Raw genomic sequence first — 18,804 nt, forward strand, 5'->3', positions numbered from 1 at the left:
GGCCCGTCAGATCGATCAGTTCCGCGTACGCGGGGTGGGGGTCACGGTTCCGCCACCACCGCCGCCACCGCCCTCGGGTCGACCCGGGTTGTTGGGTTGGCCCGGTTGGTTGGGCTGACCCGGTTGGTTCGGCTGGCCGGGCTGGTTGGGCTGACCCGGCTGGTTGGGCTGACCAGGCTGGTTCGGCTGATTGGGGATGATGCTCCCCGGGGGGCACAACAGCGGGTTCGGGTCGGTGCAGATCGTCGGCGTCGGTGGCGGCGCGATGCCGTTGCCGGCGTCCGGGTCACCGAAGTCCTTCGGCGGATCCGCGAACTTCTCCGTCTTCTTGCCCTTGAGGGCGGCGTTCATGAAGTCTTTCCAGATGTCGGCGGGTAGCCCGTTGCCGCCGATCGCCGACTTGTTCTTGTCCTTGATCGCCTTCAGGTCACCGACGTTGCCGACCCAGACCGCGGTCGCGACCTGCGGGGTGGCGCCGACCATCCAGGCGTGGGCGTTGTCCCTGCTGGTCGGGTTCAGTTCCCAGGTACCGGTCTTGCCGGTCGCGGGGCGGTTGCCGGACAGGGTGTCCTTGTTCGCCGCGGGGATCTTCTCCAGCACCGCGTTGACGCTGTCGGCGACCTCGGTACGGATCCGCTGCTCCACCTTGATCTGCTCGCCGCCGACCTTCTTCCAGGCGCCGGTCTCGGTGTCCTTCTGCTCGACCTTCGCGACGAAGTGCGGCTTGCTGTACTTGCCCCGGGCGGCGAGCGTGGCCACACCGGTGGCGTGGTCGAGCACGGTGATCGCGTACTGGCCGTAACCGACGTAGGTGTCGAACGGGGAGTCCTTGCCGGAGCCCTTGAGCAGGTCGTACGGCTTCCCTGCGTCGGTCCACATGGTGGTGACACCGGCCGCCTTGGCCATCTCGACCACCTTGTCCACGCCGATCTTCTCGGTCACGTGGTAGAAGGGCACGTTGTACGACTGGACAGTGGATTCCAACAACGAGCAGTTCTTGGCACAGCTCGCGTTACGACCGGCGTTCTGCACGCTCGGGCCGTTGCCACCGACCTTGAACGGCGACGCGTCCCAGTGCGAATCGACTGCGATACCGGCTTCCAGGGCCGCCGCCAAGGTGTAGATCTTGAAGGTCGAGCCCGGCGGATGTCCACCGGTCAGGGTGCCTTCCATGTTCTTGCCGGCGTAGTCGTGACCGGTGCCGTTGTCACCGCCGAAGTAGGCCAGCACCCGGCCGGTTCCCGGTTCGATCGCCACCGCGGCGGCCATCAGGTTGTCCGGCTGGTCGCTGAGCTCGGACCCCTTGGCCTTGCGCCAGGCGGCGGCTTCGAGGGCCTTCTGCATCTTGCCGTCGATGGTGGTGGTGATCTTGTAGCCGCCGTCCCGGATCTCCTTGACACAGGTCTCGGCGCTCGAGCAGATCTTCTTCTCCACCATCTCGTCGCGCACGTAGTTGACCACGTTGCCGACTGGGGTGTTGATGCCGCACTCGGTGGAGCAGGCGGTGTTGGGTGGGAAGACCTCCGGGTAGTCGACCGGCCGCTGGTCGGCCGGCAGCCACTTCTTCTCCACCATGCCACTCAGGACGTAGTTCCACCGGTCCTTGGCTGCCTCGGGGTTGTCCGCCGGGTCGTAACCCTTGTGCCCGGTCACCTCGTCCGGCTGTGGCTGCTTGATCACCGCTGCCAGCACCGCGCCCTGGGCGGGGGTCAGCTTGTCCACCGGTACGTGGAAGTACGCCTGCGCCGCCGCGTCGATCCCGTACGCGCCCCGACCGAAGTAGATCGTGTTCAGGTAGAACTTCATGATCTCGGGCTTGCTGTACTTCTCGTTCAGCTTGGACGCCAGCACCGCTTCTTTGATCTTCCGCCCGTAGCCGCCGCTGAGTTCCATCGCGTTGCGGGCGTACTGCTGGGTGATGGTCGACGCGCCCTGCTTGCTGCCGCCGGTGAAGTTGTTCCAGGCGGCTCGGGCGATACCCACGTAGTCGAGACCGCCGTGGGTGTAGAAGTTGCGGTCCTCGGCCGACGCGACCGCCTGTTCGACGTAGTCGGGGATCTGCTCGATCGTGACGAAGTTCCGGTTGTACTCGCCCATCTTCACCAGCTGGGTGGTGCCGTCGCTGGCGTAGATGGTGCTGGAAAGCGGAAGCGCCAGGTCCTCCGGCAGCACCACCGTGGTGGAGTAGTACGTCGTCGCCACGACCCCACCACCGGCGAGCATGATCAGTACGGCGAAACCGGCGATTAGCCAGTTGATCCGCTTACGCATCTTGGCCTTGCGCAGCGACTCGGGGTCGGTGCCGCCCCGCCGGCCGCGCCGTCCGGGGCCGTCCGGTCCACCGGGGCCACCGGGTCCGTTCGGACCACCCGGTCCACCGGGACCGCCTGGACCGGCGGGTGAGATCGGGCGGACGCTGGCCCGACCGGCGATCCCCGCGCTGCCTACCGAGGCGGAACCGACCGAAGCCGACCCGACCGAGGCGGAGCCGACGCTGGCCCGCCCGACCCGCGCCCGACCGGCTCCGCCGGAGGCCGGGCCCACGGATGCGGAACCGACCGAAGCCGACCCGACCGAAGCCGAGCCCACCGAGGCGGAACCGACCGAAGCCGAACCTCTCGACGCCGTTCCTCTGGCTCCGGGACCGGCGGAGGCCGATCCCGAGGCGACCGGGCCGCCCGGGGGCGCGCTGCGCGGGCCGGAGCCGGAGCCACCTACCGAGGCGGAACCGACCGAGGCCCGTCCACCGGCGGCGGGGCCGACCGAGGCGGAACCGACCGAAGCGGAACCGCGTGGCGCGGACGCCGCTCCGTTGTTGCCGTTCAAGCCGCCGTTGGCCGACCAGCCGGCACCGGCGCCATCCGGCGCGGACGAGCGGTAGGTCGGGGAGGCGTCCGGAGCCGGACGCCGGTACGGGTCGTCCGCCGTGGGTCCGGGTTCGCCGTTGGGCCCTGAACCATGGGCCTGACCGCGTGCGGAACTGGGGTCGCCGTACGAGTTCATCTGTCACACCCTGCCGGTCGCAGTGGGGCGCGCCAGCGCCACCACCGGGTTGCCGTGAGCTAGGACACGCTGCAAGCCTGACCGGGATTGCCCATTGCCTGCAGCCATTTCGGGAATAACCGGACTTATCCGGTTAGAAATCCGCCACTCGCCCTGACAGGTCAAGGTAACCGTGCTAGGGGCCGGGGGCGGTGGGTTCACCGTTGCGCCTCACGCCTTCGACGAGCTGTCGGGGTCCGGGAGCCCGTGGCGGCCATCGCCTCGCCACCACCGGCGTCACCCTGATCGGTCGCCAGACCGTCCCGGCCGAGCAGGTACTGCTCGACGAGGTGGTTCCAGTTGCAGCCCTGGCAGACCTCGACCACGTACACCTGGAATTCACGCACAGTCATGGCGAGCACGGGTAGCTCCGCCAACCTGCGTGCCTGACCGGCGGACTGCTTGAGCTCATCGCCGTAAATGTAGTGGACGTGCGTGAGATTCTCGCGCCGGCAGATCGGGCACCGCACCTCGGTCGGCTCGCCGTGGAAGTGAGCGGCGTTCTTCAGGTACGGAGACGCGTCGCAGACCTCGTAGGTGCCGACCCGTCCGGCGTAGACCTCGCGCAGCACCGCCCGCTTCTGGAGCGAGTAGTCCACCACCCGGCGCTGCGTACGCATGCGGTGAAGGGTACGCGGTTCGGCCCGGCGAGGCGACCACCGTCACACCCTGTGACGACACGCATGCCGATCCGGGGTTTGCCCTTGCCGCGCCGGGGGTCTACGGTGCGATGTATCGGGCCGATACATCGGGTGGATTACCGGAGCACAAGCGGGGAATGGAGGACTGGCACCTGATGCTTGAACTCGCCATTCTCGGCCTCCTCCAGGAGTCCCCTATGCACGGCTACGAGCTGCGCAAGGAGCTCGCCGCCAAGCTCGGCGCCATCCGCGCGGCGATCAGCTACGGCTCGCTCTACCCGACGCTACGCCGGCTGCAGGCGGCCGGCTGGATCGTGGAGGCGGCCGAGACCTCGGTCACCACCGAGGTGGTTCCGGCACTGACGAGTCGCCGGGGCCGGGTGGTCTACAAGATCACCGCAGAAGGCAAGGAGCGGTTTGCCGAGCTCATCGCGCAGACCGGCCCGGAGACGTACGAGGACACCGGATTCGGGGTGCACTTCGCGTTCTTCGCCCGTACCGACCAGGCAACCCGGCTACGGATCCTGGAAGGTCGCCGACGCAAGATCGAGGAACGTCGCGAAGGTCTGCGCGACGTGCTGGGCCGGGCGGCCGAGCGCCTCGACGCGTACACACTCGAACTTCAGCGCCACGGGCTGGACGCCTGCGAACGCGAAGTCCGCTGGCTGGAGGAGCTCATCGCAAACGAGCGCTCCGGCCGGTCCCCGGCGGCACCCTCCGGTGCCGGCGGGACCCCATCAACCGAGATAAGCCCGTCTCCGCCTGGACGACAGCAGTCCAGCAATGAGCCGGAGCGGCCGTGATAAAGAAGGAGGCAAACGCGATGGGCTCCGTCCGCGTCGCCATCGTCGGTGTCGGAAACTGCGCCTCGTCCCTGGTACAGGGCGTGGAGTACTACCGCAATGCCGACCCAAACGACCGCGTGCCGGGTCTCATGCACGTTACCTTCGGCGACTACCACGTCTCCGACGTGGAGTTCGTCGCGGCGTTCGACGTGGACGCCAAAAAGGTGGGCATGGACCTGGCCGAGGCAATCGTGGCCAGCGAGAACAACACCATCAAGCTGGCTGACGTGGCGCCGACCGGCGTCACCGTCCAGCGCGGTCCGACCCTGGACGGGCTGGGCCAGTACTACCGGGAGATCGTCCAGGAGTCCGACCGCGAGCCGGCCGACGTCGTGCAGGCACTGCGTGACGCCCGGGTCGACGTGGTCGTCTCCTACCTGCCGGTCGGCTCCGAGCAGGCGGACAAGTTCTACGCCCAGGCGGCGATCGACGCCGGCTGCGCGTTCGTGAACGCACTCCCCGTGTTCATCGCCTCCGACCCGGCGTGGGCGCAGAAGTTCACCGATGCCGGTCTCCCGATCATCGGCGACGACATCAAGAGCCAGGTCGGTGCGACGATCGTGCACCGCGCCCTGGCCAAGCTGTTCGAGGACCGCGGGGTCGAGCTGCTGCGCACGTACCAGCTCAACTTCGGCGGCAACATGGACTTCATGAACATGTTGGAGCGCACCCGCCTGGTCTCCAAGAAGATCTCGAAGACCCAGTCGGTCACCTCGCAGATCCCGCACGAGATCAACAAGGGCGACGTGCACATCGGCCCGTCGGACCACGTGCCGTGGCTGGACGACCGCAAGTGGGCGTACATCCGGCTCGAGGGTCGCTCCTTCGGCGACGTACCGCTGAACGCCGAGCTCAAGCTCGAGGTGTGGGACTCGCCGAACTCCGCGGGTGTCATCATCGACGCGGTTCGCGCCGCGAAGATCGCCCTGGACCGGGGCATCGGCGGGCCGATCCTCTCGGCCTCGTCCTACTTCATGAAGTCCCCGCCGGTGCAGTACTCCGACCACGACGCCCACCAGTCGGTCGAGGACTTCATCGCGGGCACCGTCGAGCGGTAGTCAGCCCGCGGTGAACACCAGACGCTGAGCGACGATCAGCACACTTCGAGGGCCGGGTCCGTTGGACCCGGCCCTCGCTGGTTCCCGGTCCGACCCTCGCCGGTCGGGTCGACTCAGCCCCAGGCCCGCTGCAACGCCACACCGGCCTCGATCTCGAGCAACTGCCGCTTGCGGGGCAGCCCGCCGCCGAAGCCGACCAACTTGCCGCCCGCCCCGACGATCCGGTGACACGGCACGATGACCGGGATCGGGTTGCGGTTGCAGGCAACCCCGACGGCGCGGGCCGCACCCGGATCGCCCAGGGCGGTGGCCACCTCGCCGTACGTGCGCATCTCCCCGTACGGGATCGCCGACATCTCCCGCCAGACCGCCCGTTCGAAGTCCGAGCCGCGACGGACCGAGAGCGGGACGGTGAAGTCGGTGAGCTCACCGGCGAAGTACAACCGGAGCTGGTCGACGGCCGCTCGACGCCACCGCCCATCCTGTGCGGCTGGCGCCTCCGGTTCCGTCCCGGCGGGAACCGCGCCGTCGACCGGGCCGAAGTGCACGCCGCAGATCCCCGCGTCGTCGGCGGCCACGGACAGTTCACCGATCGGTGTGTCGAGCACGGTCCAGCGCATCGCCCCATTATCCAAGGCGAGGTCAGACCCGGTCGAGCTGCTCGGCGAGGCGGGCCGCGACGGCCCGTACCCCGCTCTCGCCGCCGGGATCGGGCAGGTTGAGCGTGGAAACCAGCGAACCCCGCCGTACGACCACGAAGTAGGAGACCGTCGGGGGCGCGTCGGCGGTCACGATCCTGCCCCGCACCAGCAGTGCCTCGTCACCGGCGAAATCCGAGTCGAGCAGGCTGAACGAGACCTGCCCGCCGTACGCCGGATAGCTCGCGCACGTCTCCAGCACCCGGCGTACGTCCTCCACCGCCCGCGTGGCCCAGTCCGGCTCGTACGCCTCGACCACCTGGAGGGCGGCGGCCCGGGGTGATGCGCGCAGGTACTGGCGGGCGACGCTGTCGCGCCGGTGTCGCTGCGCCGGGAAGTCCGCGTCCCGGTACGCCGGGCAGTCCTCCTGTGCCCACGGCCAACGGGTGCCGTCGGCCGAGGTGGTGCCGGTGGTCCAGTCGCCGCCGAGCGCCTCCGCCCCGAGCAGCGCCGGCTCGACCGCGGCGGGACCGCTCGCCGGCCCGTCCGCCGCCGGTCCGCCACCGCAGGCCGACAGGGTCATCCCGGCCAGTGCGAGCAGTGTCACGACGAGCGTCGACACCGCCCGCATCGGCGCGATCGGCTTCGTCCGCTTCTCCCGGTGGTTGACCACGCCAGTAGGACGCGGCCCCCCGGAGCCGGCGTTGCATCCGCCGCGCCACCATCGACGCCACGGATCGGCGGCCGGCCGGCGGGCAGCCCGGACGCCGTTCCGGTCCGGGGCCTGGACCCGACCGGGTCGGGCCGCCGTACGCGCCGGCCGTTCCGTGCCGTGACCAGGGGAGTCGTGACGCTTGACGGAAGGCCGGACCTGCGCGGGTCGGGCGTGCGATGCTGGCGCCAACCGGACCTTTCGCCCTACGGCTACGCCAGACCGGTGGTTGCGTGGGCACACGATCCGGGTACCCGTGAGTCGTGCGTCACGTCCGATGATCCCACCAAGGGTGACGTGTCATCCTGGCTAAGGCGCTGTCTAAGGATGACACGTCACCCTAGTAAAGGAAGATCTCAATGACCAAGGTAGCCATCATCCTCGGCAGCACCCGGCCGGGTCGTAACGGCGAGGCCGTCGCACGCTGGGTCTACGACCTCGCGAGCAAGCGCACCGACGCCGAGTTCGAGTTGGTCGACATCGCGACCTTCAACCTCCCGCACCTCGACGAGGCGATCCCGCCGTCGATGGGCCAGTACGCCAACGACCACACCAAGGCGTGGGCCTCGAAGATCGCGGAGTTCGACGCGTACATCTTCGTCACCCCGGAGTACAACCACTCCACCTCGGGTGCGCTGAAGAACGCGATCGACTACCTGTACGGCGAGTGGAACAACAAGGCGGCCGGCTTCGTCAGCTACGGCTCCCTCGGCGGCGCCCGCGCGGTCGAGCACCTCCGCCTGATCATGGCCGAGCTGCAGGTCGCGACCGTCCGCGCCCAGGTCGCGCTCTCCCTGCACACCGACTTCGAGAACTACAGCTCGTTCAAGCCGGCCGCGATGCACGACGACGCGCTGAACACCGTGCTCGACCAGACGGTCGCCTGGGGCCGCGCGCTCGAGACCCTGCGCAAGTAATCGCCACACCCCGGTACAACCAGAACGGGGCGGTGTCCGGACCGGACGCCGCCCCGTTGCCGTCACCGCCTGCGCGGTGACCCGTTCTCAGCCCGCGAGGCCCTGGTCCCGCGCCCAGCGCTGCAACTCCGCCTCGGCCTCGTCCCGGTCCATCGGCCCACGCTCCAGGCGCAGTTCCTTGAGGTGGCGCCACGCCTGCCCGACCAACGGACCCGGCGGTACGCCCAGCAGCTCCATGATCGCGTTGCCGTCCAGGTCGGGCCGGACCCGGGCCAGGTCCTCCTCCGACTGGATCCGGGCGATCCGCTCCTCCAGCGCGTCGTAGTCCCCGGCGAGCTGCCGCGCCTTGCGCCGGTTACGGGTGGTGCAGTCCGACCGGGTCAGCTTGTGCAGCCGAGGCAGCAGGTCACCGGCGTCGGCGACGTACCGCCGGACCGCCGAGTCGGTCCACTCGCCCCGGCCGTACCCGTAGAACCGCAGGTGCAGCCCGACCAGCGCGACCACCTGCGAGATCACGTCCTTGGGGTAGCGCATCGCCTTCATCCGCTGCTTGGTCAGCTTGGCCCCGACCACCTCGTGGTGGTGGAAGCTGACCCGCCCGTCCGGGCCGACCGCCTTCGTCGCCGGCTTGCCCGCGTCGTGCATGAGCGCGGCCATCCGCAGGATGAAGTCGCAGCCGTCCTCCTCCAACCGGACCGCGTTGCTGACCACGGTCAGGGTGTGCTCGTACACGTCCTTGTGCTGGGCGTGCTCGTCGATCTCCAGCTTCAGCCCGGACAACTCAGGCAGGAACCGGTCGGCCAGGCCGGTGTCGACCAGCAGCCGCAGGCCGGTGATCGGATCGGCACCGCAGAGCAGCTTGGTGAACTCGTCCCGGATCCGCTCGGCGGTGATCCGGTCCAGGTCGGCCGCCATCGCGACCATCGCGGCGTGCACCTCCGGCTGCACGGCGAAGCCCAGTTGGGCCGCGAACCGGGCCGCGCGCAGCATCCGCAACGGGTCGTCACCGAAGGACTCCCGCGGCGTTCCCGGCGTACGGATCAGCCGGGCGGCCAGGTCGGCGAGCCCGCCGTACGGGTCGGTGAACACGTGTCCGGGCAGGCTGACCGCCATCGCGTTGATGGTGAAGTCCCGCCGCCGCAGGTCGTCGATGAGGTTCGTGCCGTACTGGACCACCGGGTTGCGGGTGACCTGGTCGTACGACTCGGCCCGGAAGGTGGTGATCTCCAGCCGCAGTCCCTCGCGCTGTGCGCCGATGGTGCCGAACTCGCGTCCGGTCTCCCAGGTCGCCTCGGCCCAGCCCCGGAGCACCCGCAACGTGTCGTCCGGATGGGCGTCGGTGCAGAAGTCGAGGTCGTCGCCGAGCCGGCCGAGCAGCGCGTCCCGGACCGAGCCGCCGACCAGGTGCAGTTCGTGACCGGCACGGGCGAATCGGCGTCCCAGCTCGTCGGCGACGGGGGAAACCCGCAGCAGCTCGGCGACGGCGTTGCGTTGGACGGTGGTCAACCCGGCCTCGGAGGGCTGGGGCGCGGCTGTTCCAGCGGCGGGTGCTGCGGCTGGACCGGCGGCGTCGGGAGCGGAGGTTTCGGACATGGGAACGCCAGCCTATCGGTCCGACCCGGGTCGTATCCCGGCGGGCGGACCAGCCGGATCGGACTCGGCGCGGCGGGCGATCACACCGGTTGACTAAGGTCTGAGCAGTATCGGTTGGGCACGCCTGCCCGCCGTACCGGTTGGGGAGGCAGACATGGGCGACGGGCTGTACCGCAGCGCGAACGCCATGCCGCACGGAGTCCCGCCGCCCGCGGACGGTGCGACCCTGATCTCGATCGAGTCCCTGGACCAGCCCATGGTCGAGACCACCGCGCCGGCCCCGGAGCCACCGGGTGAGGGGAACGCCGCCGGCAACAGCGCGGTGATGGCCATCGGCAGCCTGGTGAGCCGTGGTACAGGCTTCCTCCGCACCGTGGTTCTCGGCGCCGCACTGGGCACGTTCGCGGTCGGCAACGCCTACACAACCGCCCAGATCTTCCCGGGCATGGTCTACGAGTTCCTGCTCGGCGGGATCCTGACCAGTGTGCTGGTCCCGGTACTGGTCCGGCGCCGCAAGGCCGACCCGGACCAGGGCCAGGCCTACGCCCAGCGCCTCCTCACCCTGGCGGTGCTCGCCCTGGGGGTGGCGGCGGTGGTCGCCGTGCTCGCCGCCTCGCTGCTCACCCGGTTGTACGGCAGCGACCAGACCAGCCAGGAATTCCAGGACCTGGTCACGAGCCTCTCGTACCTGATGCTGCCGATGATCTTCTTCACCGGCCTCTCCGCGCTGATCAGTGCGGTGCTCAACGTCCGGGGCCACTTCGCCGCCCCGATGTGGACCCCGATCCTGAACAACGTGGTGGTGATCGCCACCTTCGGTCTCTACATCGCCATCTTCGGCGCGAAGGTGATCCCGCCCGAGGAGATGACAACCGGCCGGATCGCGCTCCTCGGCGGTGGCACCCTGCTCGGCGTGATCATCCAGGCCGCGGGCCTGCTGCCGGCGCTGCGCAAGGTGGGCTTCCGGTGGCGCTGGCGGTTCGACTTCCGCGCTCTCGGCCTGCGCGAGCTGGGCCGGCTCGGCGCCTGGATGATCTGCTACGTCGCGGTCAGTCAGATCGGCCTCGCGGTCCTGTTCAACCTGCTGAACCGGGCCGGAGACGCCGACGAGGCCGGGCCGCTGATCTACAACAATGTCTTCCTGCTGGTGATGATGGCGCACGGCATCGTGGCGGTGTCGATCCTCACCGCGTTGATGCCGAGGATGAGCGCGGCAGCCGCCGAGGGCCGGTACGCCGACGTCGTCGCCGACCTGTCCCGGGGAACCCGGGTGGTCACCGCGGTACTCGCCCCGATCGCGGTCTGCTACGCAGTGCTGGCCAACCCGATCGCGGTCGTGCTGTTCCGGTATGGCGCGTTCAGCGCCAAGAGCGCCACGGCGACCTCGGTCGTGCTGCTCGTCGGTGCGCTGGCGCTGATCCCGTTCGCGGTGAGCCAGCTCTTCACCTTCGCCTTCTATGCGCTGCCGGACACCAAGACCCCGGCACTGATCAACATTCCGGTGGTGGGGATCCGGATCGTGGTGCAGATCGGGCTCTTCGCCGCGTTCAGCGCCTCGTTCGCCGCCGCAGGGCTGATGCTCGGCAACGCGGTGTCGTACCTGGCGGCGGTGGTGATCACGGCGATGCTGCTGCGCCGCCGGATCGGCCGGCTCGGCCTCGGCGAGATCACGAAGACGCTCGGCAAGGTGTTGGTCGCCGCGCTCGCCTCGGCCCTGGTCGGGTGGCTCGTCCTGCAACTGCTGCCGGGCGACTCGACGCCGAGCCGGCTGGAGGCGATCATCCGGCTGATCGTCGCCGGTGGTCTGATCGGCGTCACCTATGTCGGGCTCGCCATGCTGCTGCGGATCCGCGAGATCAGCGAGGTGGTCCAGCTCGTACGACGGAAGGTCGGTCGCTGATTGTCACGGCACGGCTGGGGACGACCTGTGGAAAACCAAGGGATGTCGGTGGATGACCGGGCACCGGGTTGTGGACAACGACAGATCTCCACCGGTGCCGGACCGGGCGGGTGGGCCACACCGGTGACCCTCGCGCAAGTAGTTGAAATCAACCGATAGATTAGGAATTGCCGGTGCCATCAAGGCGGATGACACCGGTCGTACTTGGACTGTTCGGCATACTCCCGGCACCGGGTCGGGTACGCCCGCAAGATGACATGTCGGGGATGAGTCCATCCCAGGTAAGGTCGCTCTCGACAGGTGCGGAGAGCGCCTACGCTATGGAATGGCGCCCAGCGTCCGGTCCACCGGCGATAGAGCGGAAAACCAATGCCCAGCAGCACGGGTCCATCGATCGCGACAATCATCGAGGGAGGACGGGTGACCCAGGTCGGCGAAGGTCAGGAGGCGGACGAGGTCACTCCGCCCGTTATGGCCTTCGGTGCCCCCGCCGTCGGTGAGGTCCTCGCCGAGCGGTACGAGTTGGCCGAGCACATCAACGACGACAGCGCCGGCCGCCAGGTCTGGCGGGGTGTCGACGTGGTGCTCCGTCGGCCCGTGGCCGTGGTGCTCCGGTACCCCGGCGGCGACTCGGCGATGGAGATGCTCCAGGCCGCGGTGACCGCGAGCCGGGTGATCCATCCGAACCTGGTCGGCGTCTACGACGCCATCGACGAGGACGAGCGGGCGTACGTCGTACGTGAGTGGGTCGACGGCCACTCGCTGCGGGAACTGGTCGCCGACGGCCCGCTCGAACCGGCCCGCGCCACCAGCATCGCGCACGCCGTCGCCGGTGCCATCGCCGCCGTACACGCCACCGGAATGGTGCACGGCAACGTCCACCCCGGCACCGTGATGGTCGGTGACGACGGTCGGGTGGTGCTCGCCGACGCCCGCGCCGACGGCAACGACACCATCGAGACCGACGCCCGCGCGGTCGGCGGTGTGCTCTACTTCGCCCTCACCGGGGCCTGGCCGCATGTCGAGGCCAACCTCTCCGGCGGCCGGGGCCGTTCCGCCCTGCCGGACGGGGTCCGGGACGCCAACGGCGCCCTCGCCGCACCCCGTCAGGTACGGGCCGGCGTGCCTGCGTACCTCGACGACCTGACCATGGACCTGCTCGACCCGCAGCTCGCGGTCCCCTCGGTCGACGTGCTCGCCGCCGAACTCGGCCGGCTGAACGCCGCCGCCGAGGAGCAGTACCTGGACAACAGCGGCCCGCTCCGGTTCGCCACGCACGACGAGGACAACACCGGCGCCCCGGCCGCACCCGCCGGTACGCGCAACATCGTCGCCGGGGTCGCCGCGCTGTTGGTGATCGCCCTGATCGGCCTCTATTTCGGCATCAACGCGCTCTCCGACAGGGACGGCACCAACGCCGCCTCGCCGAGCACCCCGCCCGGTGCCACCGCCCCGGCGGGCGGCACCGACGCGCCGACGACGCAGCCGCAGAAGATCCCGATCGACGGCAACAGCGTCCGGATCGTCAGCACCGGCACCGACCGGGGTCAGGAACTGAACGGCGCCGCGGCCGTGGTGGACGGTGACGTCAACAAGGGTTGGGAGTCCGACTCCTACGACGGCCCGCAGTTCGCCGGCCTGAAGTCGGGCATGGGCGTCCTCATCGACCTGAAGGAGCCCCGGGCCATCAAGGACGTCCAGGTGGTCCTCGCCAACGGCGGTGCGACCGCCGAGCTGAAGAGCGGCACCACCACCCTGCCGTCCAGCAAGGCGTCGGACACCCAGCTCGTCACCAGCTACACGATCATCGGTGAGCCGCACGAGCGGGCCGGGGCGAACATGACCTTCAGCGCGTTCCAGCCCGACCAGAAATACCAGTACCTGCTGTTCTGGGTCACCGACATCGCCAAGAACGCCAAGAACGAATACCGGCTCGGCATCCAGGAAATCACGGTCCGGGCACCATGATCGGCGGGCCGGCGCGCTGCCTCCGTCCACCGGAACGGACCGGATCATGACCGGTCTTCCGGTGCCGGACGATACGGGCAGCGCCCCGGCCGAGACCGCCGGTTCTTCCGGCCCGCTGACCGAAGTCAGCGACGCGGAACTGCTCCGCGCGCACGTCGACGGTGACCGGGACGCCTTCACGACCCTCTTCCACCGGCACCGGGACCGGCTCTGGGCAGTGGCGATACGCACCCTCGGCGACCGGGAGGACGCCGCCGACGCACTCCAGGACGCCCTGCTCTCGGCCCATCGGGCCGCCGCCCGCTTCCGCGGCGACGCCGCGGTCACCACCTGGTTGCACCGCATCGTGGTCAACTCCTGCCTGGACCGGATCCGGCGCCGGCAGGCGCACCCGACGGTTCCGCTGCCCGACGGATCGCGGACCGACGAGACCGGCCGGTGGACCGGCATCGAGCCGGCCGCACCGGCCCCCGACCACGACACCGCCCTCGTCGTCCAGCAGGCGCTGGCCAAGCTTCCGGCCGAGCAGCGGGCGGCGATCATCCTGGTCGACGTGCAGGGCTACCCGGTCGCCGAAGTCGCGATCATGCTCGGCGTCGCCGAGGGGACGGTGAAGAGCCGCTGCGCCCGGGGCCGGGCCCGGCTCGCCCTGATCCTCGGCCACCTGCGCCCCCGTGGACCGGCCGTACCGGCGCCGAACAGGGCGGACAAGGACGTGCCGTCGGTCACCCGGGGGAACCCGGCGGCCGGTGGCGGCGTCCGATCGGGGTCGAGTCATTCCGGGCGCGACGGCATCCAGGAGGAACAGTGACCGCGGGCCAGTCCAGCGAGGTCGACCTCGACCTGCTGGCCGACTATCTCGAGGGGGTCCTGACGGACACCCCGGAAGAGGCTGCGGTCGCTCGCCTGATCGAGGCGGACCCGGAGTGGGCAGCGGCGTACGCGGCGCTGACCCTGGCGTTCGACTCCGTCCAGGAGGACCTGGCCGGCTGGGCGGCCACCACCGAGCCGATGCCGACCGAGATCACCGACCGGCTCACCGCCGCGCTCGCCGACGCCGGGCCGCTCGGTCAGCCCGGCATCCCGACCCAGTTCACCGAGCAGACCCCGCTGGGCGAGCAGACCGAACGCCGGCTCAGCGTCGTACCCGGATCGGACAACCGGGCGCACGATGGCCGGGACCGCCCCGCGCGGGCGGCCCGTCGGCGCCGGTCGCGCCTGGCCGGTCTGGTGGCGGTCGCCGCCGCGGCGGTCGCGTTCGCGGGCTTCGGGCTCAGCCGGATCGGCCTTTCCGACACCGCGTCCGAGGACAGCGTGGCAGGGGCTCCCGCTCCGGCGGTGGCCCCGCAGTTCGCACCGCCCGCGGCACGTCAGCTCATCGCCACCGGCACCGACTACGCGGCCGTCACCCTGCCCGGGGCACTGGCCAAACGGCTCCAGGGCAACGTCGAGGAACGCACCGGGACCGACGCCGCCAGCCCGCCCGACGCCAGCCCGCCCGACGCCAGCTCGCCGGGCACCTTCGGTGCCGCCCGGGAGCCGGGTGACGGCCCGCAGGCCGCCGGTCTGGCCCGGCTGGCCGACCGGGACGCGCTCACCGCCTGCCTCGAAGCGATCGCCCTCGCCCACGGCCGTGGCCCGATCACGTTCAACCTGGTGGACTACGCAGCCTTCGAGGGCACCCCCGCGCTGGTGCTCGGCCTCACCGACGGCACCGGCGCCCGCTGGGCCTGGGTCAGCGGCGCCGACTGCGGACAGGGCGGGTCGGGTCCGGACACCCGCTACCAGGCCCAGGTAGGGTGAATCGACTCCTCACGGCTGTTTGGCCGTCAGCGTGACGTGACCCACCGGATGGCCGGCTGGGGAATTTCCCCTTCGTAAGATGACGTTCTGCTCAACAGTTGCCGGTCGTCGGATCGTCGGCCGGCCGCTGGCCGGTATCGATGGACCACGCCGGTTGGCGACACACAGACTCTCGGGAGACGGCAGTGGACGAGGTCCGCAACCTCATCATCATCGGCTCGGGGCCGGCCGGATACACGGCCGCCGTGTACGCCGCCCGGGCCAACCTCAAACCGCTGATCATCGAGGGTGTGCAGTCGGGTGGCGCCCTGATGACCACCACGGAGGTGGAGAACTTCCCCGGCTTCCCGGATGGGATCCTCGGGCCGGAGCTGATGGACTCGATGCGCAAGCAGGCCGAGCGGTTCGGCGCCGAGTTCCTCACCGACGACGTCAGCCGGGTCGAACTCACCGACACCGGTGAGCCGGGTTCCGGCGCGGTCAGCACCGTGTACGTCGGCGAGACCGCGTACCGGGCCAAGGCGGTCATCCTCACCACCGGCTCCGCCTGGCGCCCCCTCGGTGTTCCGGGCGAGCAGGAGTACCTCGGCCACGGTGTCTCGTCCTGTGCCACCTGTGACGGCTTCTTCTTCCGGGGCCAGGAGATCGTGGTGGTCGGCGGTGGCGACTCGGCGATGGAGGAGGCCAGCTTCCTCACCAAGTTCGCGGCCAAGGTGACGATCGTGCACCGGCGGGACAGCTTCCGGGCCAGCAAGATCATGGCCGAGCGGGCGCTGAGCAACGAGAAGATCCAGGTCGAGTGGAACAGCCAGGTCGAAGAGGTCCTCGGCGCCGACGGCAAGGTCACCGGGGTACGGCTGCGCAACGTACACACCGGTGAGACCAAGGTGCTCGACGTCGCGGGCGTGTTCGTGGCCATCGGTCACGACCCGCGCAGCCAGCTCTTCCAGGGCCAGGTCGACATGGACGAGAACGGCTACGTACGGGTGAACGCACCGGGCACCACGACCAACGTGCCGGGCGTCTTCGCCGCCGGAGACCTGGTCGACCACACCTACCGCCAGGCGATCACCGCCGCCGGCACCGGCTGCGCCGCGGCGCTGGACGCCGAACGCTTCCTCGCCACGTTGGAAGTCTGAGACAACCGAAAGCGCACGCCCGGAGGAGGGTCTTTTCATGGGAACAACCAAGGCGGTCACCGACAAGAATTTCGTCAGTGACGTGCTCCAGTCGGAGAAGCCGGTACTGGTCGACTTCTGGGCCGAGTGGTGCGGACCGTGCCGGAAGGTCTCCCCGCTGCTGGAGGAGATCGCCCGCGAGATGGGCGACCGGGTCACCATCGTGAAGCTCAACATCGACGAGAATCCCGAGACCGCCATGGCCTACCGGGTGATGTCGGTGCCGACCCTCACCATCTTCAAGGGTGGCCAGCCGGTGCAGTCGGTGGCCGGTGCCCGGCCCAAGAGCGACCTGGTCAAGCTGATCGAGGCCGCGCTCTAAGGCAGAACACTCTCTCGTTCACGCCCGTCACCGGACCACCGGTGGCGGGCGCGTTCCGTTGACCCGCAGGCGGTCTGCCACGTAGCCGCGTCAGCGTCGATGTCGTCGGCATCCGGTCAACCCCGGGCGGCGGCCACCGGGTCACGGTACGCTCCGGAAGCGTTCTCAGGAGCAGACGGCAGCCGGCGAACAGGACACCGCCGGACGATCAGCCCGACTCGCCCCCGCCGGCAGGCCGACCGAACACAGCACCCGCAGAGGGAGGTCGTTTGTGCGTCCGGTCCGACGTGGTGACCGAGGTCCCGCGGTCACCGAGATCAGAGGCGTCCTCCTCGGCATCGAACTGCTCACCCCCGACGCGTCGGTGGAGACCGACGAGTTCGGGCCGGACATCGAGCAGGCCGTACGCGCCTTCCAGCAGAGCCGTGGGCTGAGCGTCGACGGCCAGGTGGGCGCCGAGACGTGGCGCGCGCTGGACGCAGCCCGATGGCGGCTCGGCGCCCGTACCCTGTACCACTCGATCCCCGAACCGCTCACCGGCGAGGACGTACGCACGCTGCAGGAACGGCTGCTCGAAATGGGCTACGACGTGGGCCGGGCGGACAGCATCTACGGCGCACAGACCGCCCGCGCGGTCGCCCAGTTCCAGCGGGAGGTCGGACTCTCCCCGGACGGCACCTGCGGACCGCACACCATGCACGCCCTGCGCCGGCTGGGCCGCAAGGTGGTCGGCGGGCGACCGCAGCTCCTCCGCGATTCCGACGCGATCCGGCAGTCCGGCCCCAACCTGATGGGCAAGGTCATCGTCATCGACCCCGGCCACGGAGGTTCGGACCTCGGCGTTGTCGTGGCCGACGGCTCGTTGCGCTGGGCCGAGGCGGAACTCGCCTACGACCTCGCCAACCGGCTGCGCGGACGGCTCGTCGCCGCCGGCATGCGGGTGCACCTCACCCGGGGCCCGACGCCCGGCGCCGTGCTGCCCGACCTGGCCCGCGCGGAACTCGCCAACGAACTCGGCGGCGACCTGTTCATCTCGCTGCACACCGACGGACACGCCAACCCCGAGGCGGACGGGGTGGCCACCTACCACTACGGCACCGACAACGGGGTCACCTCGACCGTCGGGGAACGGCTCGCCGGCCTGGTCCAGCGGGAGATCGTGGCCCGGACCGGGATGCGGAACTGCCAGGTGCACGCGAAAACCTGGGAGCTGCTCCGGCTCACCCGGATGCCGGCCGTACGGGTCGAGATCGGCTACCTCACCTCACCCGTCGACCTGGCCCGGCTGACCAACCCCGGGTTCCGGGACCACGTGGTCGAGGCGATGGTCGCCGCCGTACAGCGGATGTACTTCCCGGTCGAACAGGACGTGCCGACCGGCTCGATCGACGTGCGCGAGCTGCGTGCCGCGGTGGCCGCCGGAGCGCTCAAGTAGGGGCTCCGGCGCCCGCTCAGCCCGCCGTGGTGGTGGTACGCGTGGCCGGGCGGACCGGCCGGAGCAGGCTCTCCGGACTCATCGACCCGAGCAGCTTCTCCAGGGCGTACTCGACGTCGGACTTCCAGGAGAGCGCGGTCCGCAACTCCAACCGCAGCCTCGGGTAACGGTGGTGCTGGCGTACCGTCTTGAAGCCCACGGAGAGGAAGTAGTCCGCCGGGGCGACACAGCTCCCGGCCTCGTCACCGGCCTCGCCGAACTTCGCGTCCCCGAACGCCTCGATCGCCTTGATCCCGCGTTTGGTGAGGTCACGGGCGACGCCCTGGACCAGCATCCGGCCGAGCCCACCGCCGGCGAAGGCGGCCACCACGTGCGCGGTGGTCAGCAACGCGGCATCGGCCGAGACCGGCGAGGTGGGAAACGCCATCGACCGGGGCACGTACGCCGGTGGCGCGTACATGGCGAAGCCGGCCGGCATCCCGTCCACGTAGACGAGCTTGCCGCAGGAACCCCACTCCAGCAGGGTCTGGGAGACCCAGGCTTCCTTCTCCAGACCCGGATCACCCGCCGCGCAGGCCCGGTCGGCGGCCACCGGATCGAGTTCCCAGTAGACGCACTGCCGGCACGGGCGCGGCAGATCTTCGAGCGTATCGAGGGTGAGACTGACCAGACGTCGCGACATCGCCGTATCCCCAAAAATCCGGTCGGAGGCCTAAAGACCGCGAAAAATCGCCACAGCCGCGCCTTGCCCC

At 69.9% G+C, this 18,804-nt stretch carries 17 protein-coding genes; 11 read left to right on the forward strand and 6 right to left on the reverse strand.

Translation table 11 applies throughout. The annotated features are described in order from the left end of the window. Positions 1 to 15 precede the first annotated feature (15 nt). The gene (locus OIE47_RS13525; protein ID WP_326561841.1) at positions 16 to 2,271 is read right to left on the reverse strand and encodes a transglycosylase domain-containing protein; all 2,256 of its coding nucleotides are present in this window, start codon (positions 2,269 to 2,271) and stop codon (positions 16 to 18) included. 7 nt (positions 2,272 to 2,278) lie between these two features. On the opposite strand from OIE47_RS13525, the gene OIE47_RS13530 reads away from it, so the two are divergent. Then, positions 2,279 to 2,881 carry a hypothetical protein gene (locus OIE47_RS13530; protein WP_326561842.1) on the forward strand — a complete coding sequence of 201 codons (603 nt, stop codon included), beginning with the start codon at positions 2,279 to 2,281 and terminating at the stop codon, positions 2,879 to 2,881. 319 nt (positions 2,882 to 3,200) lie between these two features. Here OIE47_RS13530 and OIE47_RS13535 read toward each other — a convergent pair whose 3' ends face one another. Continuing rightward, the gene (locus tag OIE47_RS13535; RefSeq protein WP_326561843.1) at positions 3,201 to 3,662 is read right to left on the reverse strand and encodes a DUF5318 domain-containing protein; all 462 of its coding nucleotides are present in this window, start codon (positions 3,660 to 3,662) and stop codon (positions 3,201 to 3,203) included. Between the two features lie 176 nt (positions 3,663 to 3,838). Between OIE47_RS13535 and OIE47_RS13540 the strand changes: the two genes are divergently transcribed. Together OIE47_RS13540 and OIE47_RS13545 are read left to right on the forward strand one after the other, a co-directional pair. Then, a complete protein-coding gene (locus tag OIE47_RS13540; RefSeq protein ID WP_442792090.1) occupies positions 3,839 to 4,486 on the forward strand; it encodes a PadR family transcriptional regulator in 648 nt (215 codons plus the stop codon). A 20-nt stretch (positions 4,487 to 4,506) separates the two neighbouring features. Then, a complete protein-coding gene (locus OIE47_RS13545) occupies positions 4,507 to 5,586 on the forward strand; it encodes an inositol-3-phosphate synthase (protein ID WP_326561844.1) in 1,080 nt (359 codons plus the stop codon). A 113-nt stretch (positions 5,587 to 5,699) separates the two neighbouring features. Here the strand turns inward: OIE47_RS13545 and OIE47_RS13550 are convergent, their stop codons facing one another. Together OIE47_RS13550 and OIE47_RS13555 are read right to left on the reverse strand one after the other, a co-directional pair. After that, positions 5,700 to 6,206 (reverse strand): methylated-DNA--[protein]-cysteine S-methyltransferase, encoded by a 507-nt coding sequence (locus OIE47_RS13550; protein ID WP_326561845.1) that lies wholly within the window; start codon positions 6,204 to 6,206, stop codon positions 5,700 to 5,702. A 22-nt stretch (positions 6,207 to 6,228) separates the two neighbouring features. Continuing rightward, on the reverse strand, positions 6,229 to 6,897 hold the full coding sequence (locus tag OIE47_RS13555; RefSeq protein WP_326561846.1) for a hypothetical protein: 669 nt from the start codon (positions 6,895 to 6,897) through the stop codon (positions 6,229 to 6,231). Positions 6,898 to 7,295: 398 nt separating this feature from the next. Between OIE47_RS13555 and OIE47_RS13560 the strand changes: the two genes are divergently transcribed. Continuing rightward, complete coding sequence (locus tag OIE47_RS13560) at positions 7,296 to 7,853, forward strand: NADPH-dependent FMN reductase (protein WP_326561847.1); 558 nt, start codon at positions 7,296 to 7,298, stop codon at positions 7,851 to 7,853. Between the two features lie 87 nt (positions 7,854 to 7,940). Here the strand turns inward: OIE47_RS13560 and OIE47_RS13565 are convergent, their stop codons facing one another. Beyond that, positions 7,941 to 9,446, reverse strand: coding sequence for a CCA tRNA nucleotidyltransferase (locus OIE47_RS13565; protein ID WP_326561848.1), 1,506 nt, complete (start codon positions 9,444 to 9,446; stop codon positions 7,941 to 7,943). Between the two features lie 154 nt (positions 9,447 to 9,600). On the opposite strand from OIE47_RS13565, the gene murJ reads away from it, so the two are divergent. The 7 genes from murJ (at position 9,601) to OIE47_RS13600 (ending at position 18,052) form a co-directional block, all read left to right on the forward strand. Then, the gene (gene murJ / locus OIE47_RS13570; protein WP_326561849.1) at positions 9,601 to 11,346 is read left to right on the forward strand and encodes a murein biosynthesis integral membrane protein MurJ; all 1,746 of its coding nucleotides are present in this window, start codon (positions 9,601 to 9,603) and stop codon (positions 11,344 to 11,346) included. 369 nt (positions 11,347 to 11,715) lie between these two features. Next, positions 11,716 to 13,314, forward strand: a complete 1,599-nt coding sequence (locus OIE47_RS13575; RefSeq protein WP_326561850.1) for a protein kinase family protein — start codon at positions 11,716 to 11,718, stop codon at positions 13,312 to 13,314. A gap of 46 nt (positions 13,315 to 13,360) precedes the next feature. Continuing rightward, positions 13,361 to 14,125 (forward strand): RNA polymerase sigma factor SigM, encoded by a 765-nt coding sequence (sigM, locus tag OIE47_RS13580; RefSeq protein ID WP_326561851.1) that lies wholly within the window; start codon positions 13,361 to 13,363, stop codon positions 14,123 to 14,125. After that, positions 14,122 to 15,117: a hypothetical protein gene (locus OIE47_RS13585; RefSeq protein ID WP_326561852.1), complete on the forward strand. Its 996-nt coding sequence runs from the start codon at positions 14,122 to 14,124 to the stop codon at positions 15,115 to 15,117. Before sigM ends, OIE47_RS13585 begins: the two co-directional genes overlap by 4 nt. A gap of 185 nt (positions 15,118 to 15,302) precedes the next feature. Further along, positions 15,303 to 16,256 (forward strand): thioredoxin-disulfide reductase, encoded by a 954-nt coding sequence (gene trxB, locus OIE47_RS13590; protein WP_326561853.1) that lies wholly within the window; start codon positions 15,303 to 15,305, stop codon positions 16,254 to 16,256. Between the two features lie 37 nt (positions 16,257 to 16,293). Continuing rightward, the gene (gene trxA, locus OIE47_RS13595) at positions 16,294 to 16,617 is read left to right on the forward strand and encodes a thioredoxin (protein ID WP_326561854.1); all 324 of its coding nucleotides are present in this window, start codon (positions 16,294 to 16,296) and stop codon (positions 16,615 to 16,617) included. A gap of 271 nt (positions 16,618 to 16,888) precedes the next feature. After that, positions 16,889 to 18,052 (forward strand): N-acetylmuramoyl-L-alanine amidase, encoded by a 1,164-nt coding sequence (locus tag OIE47_RS13600; RefSeq protein ID WP_326561855.1) that lies wholly within the window; start codon positions 16,889 to 16,891, stop codon positions 18,050 to 18,052. 16 nt (positions 18,053 to 18,068) lie between these two features. Here the strand turns inward: OIE47_RS13600 and OIE47_RS13605 are convergent, their stop codons facing one another. After that, the gene (locus tag OIE47_RS13605; protein WP_326561856.1) at positions 18,069 to 18,734 is read right to left on the reverse strand and encodes a GNAT family N-acetyltransferase; all 666 of its coding nucleotides are present in this window, start codon (positions 18,732 to 18,734) and stop codon (positions 18,069 to 18,071) included. Positions 18,735 to 18,804 lie beyond the last annotated feature (70 nt).

The sequence above is a fragment of the Micromonospora sp. NBC_01796 genome, from assembly GCF_035917455.1.
GTDB lineage: Bacteria > Actinomycetota > Actinomycetes > Mycobacteriales > Micromonosporaceae > Micromonospora_G.

Bases quoted from the DNA above. Each gene is read 5' to 3' on its own strand.
- OIE47_RS13525 (WP_326561841.1), bottom strand. From the start codon at position 2,271: ATGCGTAAGCGGATCAACTGGCTAATCGCCGGTTTCGCCGTACTGATC.
- OIE47_RS13535 (WP_326561843.1), bottom strand. From the start codon at position 3,662: ATGCGTACGCAGCGCCGGGTGGTGGACTACTCGCTCCAGAAGCGGGCG.
- OIE47_RS13540 (WP_442792090.1), top strand. From the start codon at position 3,839: ATGCTTGAACTCGCCATTCTCGGCCTCCTCCAGGAGTCCCCTATGCAC.
- OIE47_RS13545 (WP_326561844.1), top strand. From the start codon at position 4,507: ATGGGCTCCGTCCGCGTCGCCATCGTCGGTGTCGGAAACTGCGCCTCG.
- OIE47_RS13550 (WP_326561845.1), bottom strand. From the start codon at position 6,206: ATGCGCTGGACCGTGCTCGACACACCGATCGGTGAACTGTCCGTGGCC.
- OIE47_RS13560 (WP_326561847.1), top strand. From the start codon at position 7,296: ATGACCAAGGTAGCCATCATCCTCGGCAGCACCCGGCCGGGTCGTAAC.
- OIE47_RS13565 (WP_326561848.1), bottom strand. From the start codon at position 9,446: ATGTCCGAAACCTCCGCTCCCGACGCCGCCGGTCCAGCCGCAGCACCC.
- murJ (WP_326561849.1), top strand. From the start codon at position 9,601: ATGGGCGACGGGCTGTACCGCAGCGCGAACGCCATGCCGCACGGAGTC.
- OIE47_RS13575 (WP_326561850.1), top strand. From the start codon at position 11,716: ATGCCCAGCAGCACGGGTCCATCGATCGCGACAATCATCGAGGGAGGA.
- sigM (WP_326561851.1), top strand. From the start codon at position 13,361: ATGACCGGTCTTCCGGTGCCGGACGATACGGGCAGCGCCCCGGCCGAG.
- trxA (WP_326561854.1), top strand. From the start codon at position 16,294: ATGGGAACAACCAAGGCGGTCACCGACAAGAATTTCGTCAGTGACGTG.
- OIE47_RS13605 (WP_326561856.1), bottom strand. From the start codon at position 18,734: ATGTCGCGACGTCTGGTCAGTCTCACCCTCGATACGCTCGAAGATCTG.